Origin of the sequence: Kitasatospora sp. NPDC059327 (assembly GCF_042752535.1) — a bacterium.
In the GTDB taxonomy this organism is placed as follows: Bacteria; Actinomycetota; Actinomycetes; order Streptomycetales; family Streptomycetaceae; genus Kitasatospora.
Genome location: NZ_JBHYYB010000045.1, coordinates 15,867 through 28,328, shown reverse-complemented (window position 1 = coordinate 28,328; position 12,462 = coordinate 15,867). Strand labels below are relative to the sequence as shown.

The following is a 12,462-nucleotide window of genomic DNA, read 5'->3' as shown; positions in this document are numbered from 1 at the left end:
CCGTCGGGGTGGCGCGCCGGTGCCGGCGAGGATGCGGGCACCGTGTCGTATGTGATGGTAGGCGACCGCGACGACCAGCCCGAACGCGGCCGGGGCCCGGACGGGCACCGGGCCGGACCGCGGTGAAGGAGCGGTGCGGCCGCGGTGTCGGTTCTCCCCCGCGCACCGACCGAATCGAACGCGTGCCGAACGGATCACGAACACCCCTGCTAATCCGGCGCCCATTCCGATGCCAGGAATGGTCCGGTAACGGTCATGATCCGCCCTGTTGTGTGTGGGACGCCTGCGGACCGCCACCCGTACGGCAGACTGGGGCAGGACGCCGCCGGTGCTCCCATTGCCCCCGAAAGAGGCCTCATGCCCCAGAGTCTGCCGACCAACCCGACGCACTTCACCTCGGAGATCGACACCGGTCTCGACGTGGAGACCGACGTGTCGGCCGACCCCGGAGCCGCGGCCGGGGCGCCCGCGGGCGCCGAGATCCTGCTGGAGCTCGTCGACGACGAGGGCGTCACGACCGGCACCGCCGAGAAGCTCTGGGCCCACCAGCAGCCGGGCCGGCTGCACCGCGCCTTCTCGGTGTTCCTCTTCGACCGCCAGGGCCGGCTGCTGCTCCAGCGCCGCGCCCTCGGCAAGTACCACTCCCCCGGCGTCTGGTCGAACACCTGCTGCGGCCACCCGTACCCCGACGAGCCGCCGTTCGTCGCGGCCGCCCGGCGCACCGCCGAGGAGCTGGGCGTCGCACCGGCGCTCCTCTGCGAGGCCGGAACCGTCCGGTACGACCTGCCGGACGAGGCCTCCGGCCTGATCGAGCGGGAGTGGAACCACCTGTTCGTCGGCCTGGTCACCGCCCCGGTCGAGCCGAACCCCGACGAGGTGGACGACTTCGCCTTCGTGTCCGCGCAGGAGCTGCGCGAGCTGCGGGAGGACCGGCCGTTCTCGGTCTGGTTCCAGACCGTCTTCGAGGCCGCGCTGCCCGGCATCCGCGAGATCGCCGGCCGGGACTGGTAGGCCGCCCGCTACCGCACGTCCTCGGGGGGGACGGGCAGCGAGGCCCAGACCACCTTGCCGCCCTCCCCCGTCCGCTCCACGTCGCAGACCCCGCCGGCCTGCAGGGTGACGCTCTTCACCAGCAGCAGCCCCCGCCCGCCGGTCCGTCCGGCGTCGCTCTCCAGGGCCTTCGGCCGGTACGGATCGCCGTCCTCGACCGACACCCGCACCCAGCCCGAGCCGACCGTGAGCTCGGTGGTCACCTCCGGCGACAGCTCGGCGGCGTGCGTCACCGCGTTGCCCACCAGCTCCGAGACGATCAGCAGCAGGTCGTCCACCAGCTCCTGGTAGCGCACCCCCGCCATCCCCTGGGCCAGCAGCCGGTCCCGCACCGCGTGCCTGGTCCGCGGCACCGAGGCCTCCACCGCCGGGACCGGGAACCGCCACACCCCTTCGACCGGGCCGGTGCGGGGGCGTCCGGCCCGCAACGCCGGCAGCCGCGCGACCCCGACCACCGGGAGGACTCCCGGCACCGGCACGCCGCCGGTCGGTGCGGCTCCTACCGGGGCGGCGCCCGACGGTGCGGCTCCCGCCGGCGGGACTCCCCTCGGCGCGAGTCCGGTCGGTGCGGCTCCCGGGCAGCCGGGAACGTTCTCCACCCGTCTCGGCTCGGCCTCCGCCGCCTCGCTGATCTGCTCCACGTCCAGCCGCCCTTCGTCCGCGACCCCGGGAATCAGGCGTTCCGCTCATGGCGCCCTCGGTTCACAGAGGCTAGGAGAGCCGCCACCGGCACGGTCGCACCGTCGACAAGTTGCCCGTGTCGGACCACTCCCGCCCGGTTCCGACCGCACGCCACTCCCAGTCCGACCGTTTCCCGCCCCGGAACCACCGCTTCGCTCACCTCTGCGACCCGTCCCTGCCACCCCGGTGGTCCCGACCGGGGAAACGCAGGTGAGAAGCACTCCAGAACCCTGGTAATGTTCTCTCTGTCGCCAAGGGGGCGAGCGAAAAGCCCCCGAAGCACACACCCCGTCCGGGTGGCGGAATGGCAGACGCGCTAGCTTGAGGTGCTAGTGCCCTTTATCGGGCGTGGGGGTTCAAGTCCCCCCTCGGACACAGAACAATTCCCCGTGGGAATCTCGCGAGAGATCCCGCGGGGAATTTCTTTTTGCCCCGAACCGTGGCTTCGCGTGGGCCGCGACTTCGCGCCGGCCACGACCTCGCGCCGCCACAGCCGCGTCCCGAACCGTGTCGGGAGCACGGGGGCGGGGCGGACAGGGAACGCGACCGACGGGAACGCGACCGACCGACCACCCGCGGGTTCGTGCGTGTCCGATCATCGGACACGAGATGGCAACAATCGGATGATCTGAGCTTTATTTGAGGTTTTCGTCCTATTTCGCACCATAGTCTGCTGTGCGTTTGTCCGGAACCCCAGGAGACAGAGGACCGATAACGTTGAGCGCGCCCGAGTCGACGACGGCTTCCCATCAGCACTACCGCCGTTCGCTCGGCACCATCAGCCTCACAGCCGTCGGGCTGGGCTCGATCATCGGATCCGGCTGGCTCTTCGGCGCCGAGCGCGCGGCGCGCCTCGCCGGGCCGGCCTCGATCGTCGCCTGGGTGATCGGGGCCGCGGTCGCGCTCACCATCGCGCTGACCTACAGCGAGCTCGGGTCGATGTTCCCCAAGGCCGGCGGGATGGTGCGGTACGGGCAGTACTCGCACGGCTCGCTCGCCGGGTACCTGGCGGCCTGGGCCAACTGGATCGCCATCGTCTCGGTGATCCCGGGCGAGGCCACCGCCTCCGTGCAGTACATGAGCTCCTGGCACTTCGGCTGGGCACGGGGGCTGTTCGACGGACAGGAACTGTCGGTCAGCGGGGTCGCCGTGGCGAGCGTGCTGCTGGTGGGCTACTTCGCGCTGAACTGGTTCGCGATCACGCTGTTCGCCAAGACCAACACCGCGATCACGGTGTTCAAGGTGGTCGTGCCGACGCTGACGGCCGGCGCCCTGCTCCTCGCGCACTTCGACACCGCCCACTTCACCGACCACGGCGGCTTCGCGCCGAACGGCTGGAGCGCGGTGTTCACGGCGGTCGCCGTCTCCGGCATCGTCTGGGCGTTCAACGGGTTCCAGTCCCCGCTGAACCTGGCCGGCGAGGCCCGCGACCCCGGCAAGTCGCTGCCCAAGGCCGTGATCGGCTCGATCCTGATCGCCCTGGTGATCTACGTCGCGCTGCAGGTGGCCTTCCTGGGCGCCGTCCCGACGGCGGACCTCGGCAACGGCTGGAGCGGCCTCGGCTACACCTCCCCGCTGGCCGACCTCTCGATCGCCTGGGGCCTCAACTGGCTCGCCCTGCTGCTGTACGCGGACGCCTTCGTCTCCCCCAGCGGCACCGGCATGATCTACGCCGCCACCACCTCGCGCATGATCCACGGCGTGCAGGACAACGGCCACCTGCCCAAGATCTTCGGCCGGGTGGACCCCAAGACCGGCATCCCCCGGCCGGCCCTGCTGCTCAACCTGCTGATCGCCTTCCTCTTCCTGGCCGTCTTCCGCGGCTGGGGCTCGCTCGCCGAGATCGTCTCGGTCGCCACCGTGATCTCCTACGTCACCGGCCCGGTCGCGGTGATGGCACTGCGCCGTCTCGCACCCGAGCTGCCGCGACCGGTCCGGCTGCGCGCCATGCCGGTGATCGCCCCGGTGGCGATGGTCTTCGGCTCGCTGGTGCTCTACTGGGCCCGCTGGCCGCTGACCGGCAAGGTCATCCTGCTGATGGCCGCCGGCCTGCCGATCTGGGCCTGGTACGAGCTGCGCAAGCCGTGGGCCGAGCTCAAGCCGCACCTCAAGGCCGGCGCCTGGATGATCGCCTACCTGTTCGTGATGGCCGCCGTCTCCTGGGCCGGCAGCACCGACTTCGGCGGCCGGGGCTACCTCCCCGAGGGCTGGGACCTGCTGATCGTCGCCGCGATCGGGCTCGCCTTCTACCACTGGGGCGTGGCCAGCGCCTGGGCCAACCCCTCCCTGGACGCCGTCAAGCGCGAGCTGGCCGAGACCGCGGCCGCCGAGAGCACCCAGGACGGGCAGGCCGCCGTCCCCCGTCAGGGCGGGGACCGGACCCGGGTCTGAGCCGCGGCCGCCTCACCCGCCCCAGGGGGCGCACCGATGGATCGGTGCGCCCCCTGGGGCGTTTCCGCGGCCGCCCTACCGCTCCCCCGCGTACGCCTTCGCCCCCGGGGCCGTCAGCCGCGGCGGGCGCGGCGGATGGCGGAGGTCACCACGGGCGGGAGGAGGTCGCCCGCGACCCGCTTGGCCACGTTGGCGGGGCGGCGGCGCTCGGCGGCCCGGGCGCGGCGGACGGCGAGGTCGACGTCGGCCTCCTGCTGCGCGCGCAGCGCCTCCGCCCGCGCCTGCTCGGCCTCCCGCCGGGCGGCCTCGACGACCAGCCGGTCACGGTGGCGCGAGGGCCGGAACGGGGCGATGCCCTCGGAGGTGCCGTTGATCCGCAGCACCCGCCGGCCGTTCAGCGTCTCGACGGTGAGCTCGCAGCCCTCGGCCAGTCCGACCCGGTCCAGCAGGTCGCGCTGGGCGGGCTCGGGATCGCCCCAGGTGCCGTAGAACTTGCCCTCGGTCAACACGATCGGGGTGAGGCCGTGGTTGAACACCGCCTCCCAGGTGGCGGCGGCCACGCCGGGCGTGTGGGCGGAGCGGTAGTCGTCCAGCGCCACCACGCCCTGCGGCTGCAGCGCCGCCCGGGCCACCCGGAGGTCGCCCACCACGTGCTCGTACAGGTGCGAGGCGTCGATGTGGACGAAGCGGAACGCGCCGGCCGGGATGCGGCCGCCGTCGAGCACCGAGGTGGGCGCCTGGATGATCTCCGGCAGCTTGTCGTGGAAGGAGAGGTAGTTGGACTCGAACGCCGTCCGGGTCAGCGACTTCCGGTAGGACATCGACATCTCGGCGGCGTTCTCGTCGTCCGGGGCGTCCGAGTCGAACAGGTCGCAGATCGTGAAGGTCTCCGAGGGCTGCAGGTGGCCGCCGATCACGATCGCGCTGCGCCCCAGGTAGGCACCCATCTCCAGCAGGTCACCGGTGACGCCGGCCTTCTCCTGGCGGGCGAGGAACCACTCGAAGAGATGCCGGTCGTGGTCCCAGAACCAGCCGGGTACGTCATCGAGCAGGGCCGGTTCGACGGGCCGGCTCTGCTCGGCGCTCAACGCGGCGTCGGTCACGAGGTTGCTCCTTACACGATGCGGACGATGCGGACGACCACTGGGAACGATCTCTGGTACGGACACGCGTGATATCGGGATGCGCGAGCCGGCGACGGAGGTCACCGCCCCGCGTTCCGGAGCAGCCTGCGGACCGGCGTGGGCGGACGCCGCTCGAACCCGCTGCCCACGGTAGTCCCGCGCGCCGGAGTGCGCCGCAATCTACCGCCCGCTGTCCGGAGTTGAGGAGATATCGCACGAACCTTTTCGGCCAATGCGTGAATCTGGGCACGCCGGGGGAGAGCGGAACGGGGAGCACCGGTTCGTCCATACTGCCGCGCGGGCGCCCGGTGCGCCACCATCCGCCGGAACGATCTTCCCGGGGGACCCGACGGCGGTCGGCCGCCCCGGGGATCGCGCTGCGTGGTCACCCGGTGACCCGACCGCGGTGCGTGCCCGGAGGGGTGCGGCGGGCGGTGTGAACGGGTACGGCGCGGGGCCCGGACGGGCACGGTGCGGGGCGCGGACCGGTACGGCGTGGGGCGTGGACCGGCGCGTGTGCGGGGCGCGTTGATCAGGCTCTTGCGCCGGGCCGCTCGGGCACCCTTGACTGGCCCTCTGACTAGCGACGCTCCTTCGACGGACGATCAGACGAGAGGACCACCCGGTGCAGCAGGACGCTGAGCACAGCACCCAGTACGGCGACCAGTACATCGACGGCGAATGGCGGCCCTCCCTGGACGCCGGGTCGATTCCGGTGCTGAACCCGGCGACCGAGCAGGTGCTCGCCACCGTCCCCGCCGGCGGCACGGCCGACGTGGCCGCCGCCGTGGCCGCCGCCCGCCGGGCGGCCCGCGGTTGGGCCGCCACCTCCCGCGAGGAGCGGCTGGGGCCGCTCACCCGGCTGCGGGACGGCCTGGCCGGGTGCCAGGAGGAGATCGCCGCCACCGTGGTCGCCGAGTTGGGCGCGCCCGTCGGCTTCGCGACCGCCGTGCACGCGGGCCTGCCGGTCGCCGTCGCCGGTTCGTACCTCGCCCTGCTCGCCGACTACCCCTTCGAGGAGCGGATCGGCAACTCGGTGGTGCTCGCCGAGCCGGCCGGGGTGGTCGCGGCGATCACGCCGTGGAACTACCCGCTGCACCAGATCGTGGCCAAGGTGGTGCCGGCCCTGGCCGCCGGCTGCCCGGTGGTCCTCAAGCCCGCCGAGGACACCCCGCTGGTCGCCCGGCTGTTCGCGCGGCTGGTCGACGAGGCGGGCTTCCCCGCCGGCGTGTTCAACCTGGTGACCGGCACCGGTGCGGCGGCCGGTACGGCGCTGGTCGGGCACCCGGAGGTGGACGTGGTCTCGTTCACCGGCTCCACCGCCGTCGGCCGGACCGTCGCCGAGACCGCCGGGCGGGGCATCAAGCGGGTGGCACTGGAGTTGGGCGGCAAGTCGGCCAACGTGGTGCTGCCCGGCGCCGACCTGGCCCGCGCGGTCAACGTCAACATCGCCAACGTCTTCGCCAACTCCGGCCAGACGTGCAGTGCCTGGACCAGACTGCTGGTGCACCAGGACCAGTACGAGGAGGCGGTGGCGCTGGCCGCGAAGGCGGCCGCCAAGTACGTGCCCGGCGACCCGGCCGATCCGCGGACCCGGATCGGCCCGGTGGTCAGTGCCCGGCAGCGCGAGCGGGTGCGCGGCTACATCACCGGCGCGCTCGCCGAGGGCGCCCGCCTGGTCGTCGGCGGCGCGGACGCCCCGGCGGGCCTGGAGACCGGCTTCTACGTGCTGCCGACCATCCTCGCCGACGTCACCAACGACATGACGGTGGCCCAGGAGGAGGTCTTCGGACCGGTCCTGGCCGTCCTGGCCTACCGGGACGAGGAGCACGCCGCGGAACTGGCCAACGGCACCGAGTACGGTCTGGCCGGCGGCGTCTGGGCGGCGGACACGGCCACCGCGGCCGCCTTCGCCCGCCGCCTCGACACCGGCCAGGTCGACCTCAACGGCGGCCGCTTCAACCCGCTGGCCCCCTTCGGCGGCTACAAGAACTCGGGCCTCGGCCGTGAGCTCGGCCGGCACGGCCTGGAGGAGTTCCTGCAGCACAAGTCGCTGCAGTACTGAGGCGGCGGTGACCCCCGAGGGGGACCGGCGGTACCGGTCCCCCTTGGGGGTCGGCCGCGCGGGGGTCAGGCCGGTCGGACCAGGTCGACGCCCGGGTAGAGGGGGAAGCCCGCGAGCAGGTCGGCGGCGCGCTTGACGACCCCCTCGCGGAGGGTGTCGTCCAGGGTGTACTGGGCCTTGGAGGGGGCGCCGGCCGAGGTGGCGACGGGGGTGGTCCCGCGCAGGACGGTGTCGATCAGGGCGGCGATCTCGTCCATCTCGCCGGTGCCCAGGCCCCGGGTGGTCAGCGCGGGAGTGCCGAGCCGGACACCGGAGGTGTACCAGGCGCCGTTCGGGTCGCGCGGGACGGAGTTGCGGTTGGTGACGATGCCCGAGTCCAGCAGCGCCGCCTCGGCCTGACGGCCGGTCAGGCCGTAGCCGGAGACGTCCGCGAGCACCAGGTGGTTGTCGGTGCCGCCGGTGACCAGCGTGCCGCCGCGGCGCAGCAGACCCTCGGCGAGGGCCTGCGCGTTGTCCACCACGCGCCGGGCGTACGTCCGGAACTCGGGACGACGGGCCTCGGCGAAGGCGACCGCCTTGGCGGCCATCACGTGCGAGAGCGGACCGCCGAGCACCAGCGGGCAGCCCCGGTCGACGTGCTCGGCCAGCTCGGCGGTGCAGAGCACCATGCCACCGCGCGGGCCGCGCAGCGACTTGTGGGTGGTGGTGGTGACGATGTGGGCGTGCGGGACCGGGTCGTGGTCGCCGGTGAGGACCTTGCCCGCGACCAGGCCGGCGAAGTGCGCCATGTCGACCATCAGGGTCGCGCCGACCTCGTCCGCGATCTCGCGCATCAGGCGGAAGTTGACCAGCCGCGGGTACGCGGAGTAGCCGGCCACCAGGATCAGCGGGCGGAACTCGCGGGCGGTGGCGCGCAGCGCGTCGTAGTCGATCAGGCCGGTGACCGGGTCGGTGCCGTAGCTGCGCTGCTCGAACATCTTGCCGGAGATGTTCGGCCGGAAGCCGTGGGTGAGGTGGCCGCCGGTGTCGAGGGACATGCCGAGCATCCGCTGGTTCCCGAGCTCGCGGCGCAGCTCGGCCCAGTCCTGCTCGGTGAGGTCGTTGACGTTGCGGACCTCGGCGCGCTTCAGGGCGGGGCTCTCGACGCGCTGGGAGAGGACGGCCCAGAAGGCGGTCAGGTTGGCGTCGATGCCGGAGTGCGGCTGGACGTAGGCGTGGTCGGCGCCGAAGAGCGCGCGGGCGTGCTCGGCGGCGATCGTCTCGACGGTGTCGACGTTGCGGCAGCCGGCGTAGAAGCGGCGGCCCGCGGTGCCCTCGGCGTACTTGTCGCTGAGCCAGTTGCCCATCGCGAGCAGGACGGCCGGGGAGGCGTAGTTCTCGCTGGCGATGAGCTTGAGCGAGGCGCGCTGGTCCTCGATCTCCTGGCCGATGGCGGCGGCGATCCGGGGCTCCACCTCGCGGACGACGTCGAGCGCGCTGCGGAAGGCGGTGTTGGCGGTGCCGCTCGCGGCGGTGTGCGGCGCGGCGGTGTGCGGCGCGGCGTCGTGCGGGGCGGCGGGGCCGGTGGGCGTGGCAGGGGTGGCCAAGGCGGTCTCCTCGTGACGGACGGACGAGTACGGACGGCCCAGGCGCTCGGCAACTTGGCGTGCGGGTGCACGGAGCCGCTTCCCGATGGTCGATTCCATCCGTGCGCGCCAGTCGCGGCTCACCGGGATCGTACCAATGTGCCCACGGGTGTGGCGGAGATCTCAGAATGCGGGACGGACTGAAGCTTTTGTCATGATATGCCCGTTCTCCTGCAACGGCAGTATTGCAGCGGAATGAAGCCGTCACATTCCACGAAACATGGCACCCGAACTCCGCCGGGAATGATTTGCGGAAGTCCGCCGAGGTCCGATCTGATGGCGTTCGTCAGGTCACCGGGAAACCCCCGCGGGCCGGGCCGGAAATGCACACCAGCGCACCCTCACCCACGGGGCGGCGGAGAATTCGGGGAGTACGCCTCTCATGCCAGCGGTAGAGACAGTCACCGAGCCCCCCGGGGCCGACGCCGAGGTGTCCGCGGACGGGACGCCCGCCGCCGCGCCCGCCCCGCAGGGCCTGCTCCGCCGGATCTGCCGCGACCGGGTCGGCACCGCCGCCCTCGTGGTCGTCCTGCTCTTCCTGCTGCTCGCGCTCGCCGCTCCGCTGATCGCCGCCCTGTACGGCAGGAACCCGGTCGAGCACTACGGCCAGAACCTGCCCGGCCTGCTCAGCGACGGCGGGCTGCCGATGGCGCCGAACGGCGGGATCTCGGGCGACTTCTGGTTCGGCCTGGAGCCCGGCCTCGGCCGCGACGTGCTCACCCAACTCCTGTACGGCATCCGCACCTCCCTGCTGATCGCCTTCGCCGCGGCCGCCGTCACCACCACGCTCGGGGTGCTGGTCGGCGTCGCGGTCGGCTACCTGGGCGGGGTCACGGACCGGCTCTTCGGCTTCCTCTCCCATGTCCTACTGGCCTTTCCGACGCTGCTCCTGCTGCTCGCGCTCAGCCCCGTCATCCAGTCCCGGCTGGTCGATCCCGGCACCGCGGAACCGGAGTGGATGCAGTTCCTGGTCCTGATCCTGGTGTTCTCCGCGTTCGGCTGGATTCCGCTCGCGCTTTCCCTGCGGGCCTCCGTCCGGTCACTTCGGGAAAGGGATTTCGTGCAGTCCGCGCGGGCCCTCGGCGCGAGCGGATTCCATATCGTGTTCCGTGAACTCCTGCCGAATGTCCGGGCGCAGCTCCTGGTGCACACCACGATGGCGGTGCCGGCCTTCGTCGCCTCCGAGGCGGTGCTGTCCTTCCTCGGCGTCGGGATCAACGAGCCGATCCCGGACTGGGGACGGATGATCGCCCGGGGCTCCGAGGTCTTCCAGGCCGACCCGACGTACATGTTCTTCCCCGGTGTGGCGCTGCTGCTCTTCGTGCTCGCCTTCAACCTGCTCGGCGACGCCGTCCGGGACGCGCTCGACCCACGCGCCGTGCGCTGAGACCCCCCCCGGGCGACGCCACCACCCGGGCACGGCCGTCCGCCGGAGCGTGACCCCGGCCGGGAAGGCCCTCCCGGCCCGGGAAGAGCCTTTCCTGGCAGGAAGGGCCGTCCCGGTTCGGGAAGGCCCTCCCGCCCGGGAACGGCGCTCCCGCCGAGGACCCGCCGTCCTTCCAGAACCGCCTCCCCTCCTCCCTTTCACCTAGCCGCCCCGTCCACCGGGGCAAGGAGAGATTCGCCATGCGCTGGATCAAACCGTCCCTCGCCGTCATCGCCACCGCGGTGCTGGCGACCTCCTGCTCGGCCGGCGCGGGCTCCACCTCCGGCACCGGCGCTGCCGGCACCGCCAAGGAGACCTCGCCGCTGACCGCCGCGCTCGGCACCGAGCAGGAGAGCGCCGGCCCGGCCCCCGCCGTCGCCGGCGCCCGGCCGGGCGGCACCGTGAACATCTACAACACCACCGACTTCCGCCACCTCGACCCGCAGAAGGTCTACGCGGGCGCCGCCTACAACACCTCGCTGCTCTGGGGCCGCCAGCTGACCCAGTACCAGGTGGTGGACGGCAAGGCCAAGCTGGTCGGCGACCTCGCCACCGACACCGGGACCTCGACCGACGGCGGCCGCACCTGGACGTACAAGCTGAAGGAGGGCGTGAGCTGGGAGGACGGCCAGCCGATCACCTCCCAGCAGGTCAAGTACGGCATCGAGCGCTCCTTCGGCAAGGGTTACGAGGTCGGCCCGCCGTACTGGCCGCTCTGGCTCACCGGCGAGGCCGGCTACGACGACGCCCGAAAGAAGTACGGCGGCCCGCAGGACGGCGACCTCGCCGCGATCGAGACCCCGGACGACCGCACCCTCGTCCTGCACTTCCCGCAGCCGCAGGCGGACGTGCCGTACATGGCCGCGCAGTCCTCCTCCTCGCCGGTGCGCAAGGACAAGGACACCGGCACGGACTACGACCGCCTGCCGTTCTCCAGCGGCCCGTACCGGATCGTCGAGCACGTCCAGAACACCCGGCTGGTGCTGGAGCGCAACCCGAACTGGAAGGCGGCGACCGACCCGATCCGCAACCAGTACCCGGAGAAGTTCGTCTTCACCTTCGGCAAGGAGGCGCTCAACATCAACCAGGAGATCCTCTCCGGCCGCGACGGCGGCGCCGACGCGACGACGGTGGCCACCCAGCTCTCCCCCGAGCTCTACCAGACCGTCGACACCGACCCCAAGGCCAAGGACCTGGTGGTCTCCGGCCGGCAGGGCGCCTTCGTCACCCAGATCGTGATCAACAACGAGCGGGTGCCGGACCTGGAGGTCCGCAAGGCGCTCCAGCTCGCCTACCCGCGCCAGCAGGCCCGCCAGGTCCAGGGCGGCCCCCGGGTCGGCGAGCTGGCCACCACGCTCAGCTCCCCCGCGCTGGTCGACTGGCAGAAGTACGACCTGTACCCGGCCAAGCCGGAGGGCGACCCGGAGGCCGCCAAGCAGGCCCTCGCCAAGGCCAAGCAGCCGCCGGCCCCGCTGACCTACGCGTACGCCAACACGCCGAACGGGCAGCGGGTCGCCCAGGTGCTGGTCGAGGGCTTCGCCAAGGCCGGGATCACCATCGTGCCGAAGCCGGTCGACGCCAAGGCGCTGCTGGACGAGGCGCACCGCGCCGACTCCCCGTACGACCTGTTCGAGGAGACCAGCTCGGTCGACTGGCCGACCCCGTCCACGCTGGTCCCGTTCTCCTTCGACGGCCGCGCCGGCAGCGACCTCAACTCGGCCCGCTACCGCAACGCCGAGGTGGACAAGGAGATCGACCGGATCAACCAGATCGGCGAGCCGCGCGCCAAGGCCAAGGAGCTGTACGCGCTGGAGCAGACCGTGATGAAGGACGTGCCGGTGCTGCCCTTCGCCTACCCGACCGTGAACCAGCTGCGCGGCAGCAACGTCGGCGGTGCGTTCGTCCACCCGATCTACGGCTCGGTCAGCCCGGCCTGGCTGTACCTCAAGTCCTGACGCCCGGGCGCCCGACGTCCTGACCGCCCCGACGTCCTGACCGCCCCGGTGGCCCGGCCCGTGCCGCGGGCCGGGCCACCGGCTCCCTCCCTCTCGTCCGCTCCACCGCCCGCCTCCTCCACTTCCTCCCTCCGCCCGCTCCCTC

The 12,462-nt window shown here is 72.4% G+C and carries 8 protein-coding genes, 1 tRNA gene, 1 pseudogene and 1 riboswitch; of the genes and pseudogenes, 6 read left to right on the top strand and 4 right to left on the bottom strand.

The genetic code is table 11. From position 1 onward, the window contains the following. Positions 1-12 precede the first annotated feature (12 nt). A pseudogene (locus ACFXHB_RS25400) lies at positions 13-225 on the bottom strand (hypothetical protein); the annotation flags it as partial. 132 nt (positions 226-357) lie between these two features. Here ACFXHB_RS25400 and idi point away from each other — a divergent pair. Next, positions 358-1,011: an isopentenyl-diphosphate Delta-isomerase gene (gene idi / locus ACFXHB_RS25395; protein WP_380576921.1), complete on the top strand. Its 654-nt coding sequence runs from the start codon at positions 358-360 to the stop codon at positions 1,009-1,011. An 8-nt stretch (positions 1,012-1,019) separates the two neighbouring features. Here idi and ACFXHB_RS25390 read toward each other — a convergent pair whose 3' ends face one another. Further along, a complete protein-coding gene (locus ACFXHB_RS25390; RefSeq protein WP_380576955.1) occupies positions 1,020-1,487 on the bottom strand; it encodes an ATP-binding protein in 468 nt (155 codons plus the stop codon). 534 nt (positions 1,488-2,021) lie between these two features. Between ACFXHB_RS25390 and ACFXHB_RS25385 the strand changes: the two genes are divergently transcribed. Further along, positions 2,022-2,106: transfer RNA gene (locus ACFXHB_RS25385), tRNA-Leu, on the top strand. 342 nt (positions 2,107-2,448) lie between these two features. Continuing rightward, on the top strand, positions 2,449-4,122 hold the full coding sequence (locus ACFXHB_RS25380; RefSeq protein ID WP_380576920.1) for an APC family permease: 1,674 nt from the start codon (positions 2,449-2,451) through the stop codon (positions 4,120-4,122). Between the two features lie 113 nt (positions 4,123-4,235). Here the strand turns inward: ACFXHB_RS25380 and ACFXHB_RS25375 are convergent, their stop codons facing one another. Next, positions 4,236-5,225, bottom strand: coding sequence for a class I SAM-dependent methyltransferase (locus tag ACFXHB_RS25375; RefSeq protein ID WP_380576919.1), 990 nt, complete (start codon positions 5,223-5,225; stop codon positions 4,236-4,238). A 646-nt stretch (positions 5,226-5,871) separates the two neighbouring features. Between ACFXHB_RS25375 and ACFXHB_RS25370 the strand changes: the two genes are divergently transcribed. Further along, a complete protein-coding gene (locus ACFXHB_RS25370) occupies positions 5,872-7,311 on the top strand; it encodes an aldehyde dehydrogenase family protein (protein ID WP_380576918.1) in 1,440 nt (479 codons plus the stop codon). A gap of 65 nt (positions 7,312-7,376) precedes the next feature. Here the strand turns inward: ACFXHB_RS25370 and ACFXHB_RS25365 are convergent, their stop codons facing one another. Further along, positions 7,377-8,897, bottom strand: coding sequence for a glycine hydroxymethyltransferase (locus tag ACFXHB_RS25365; protein ID WP_380576917.1), 1,521 nt, complete (start codon positions 8,895-8,897; stop codon positions 7,377-7,379). 29 nt (positions 8,898-8,926) lie between these two features. After that, positions 8,927-9,023, bottom strand: a riboswitch (ZMP/ZTP riboswitch). 295 nt (positions 9,024-9,318) lie between these two features. On the opposite strand from ACFXHB_RS25365, the gene ACFXHB_RS25360 reads away from it, so the two are divergent. Both ACFXHB_RS25360 and ACFXHB_RS25355 read left to right on the top strand, forming a co-directional pair. Beyond that, entirely contained in the window at positions 9,319-10,323 is a 1,005-nt protein-coding gene (locus ACFXHB_RS25360) for an ABC transporter permease (protein WP_380576916.1), read from the top strand. A 239-nt stretch (positions 10,324-10,562) separates the two neighbouring features. Beyond that, positions 10,563-12,317: an ABC transporter substrate-binding protein gene (locus ACFXHB_RS25355; protein ID WP_380576915.1), complete on the top strand. Its 1,755-nt coding sequence runs from the start codon at positions 10,563-10,565 to the stop codon at positions 12,315-12,317. The last annotated feature ends 145 nt before the right edge of the window (positions 12,318-12,462 follow it).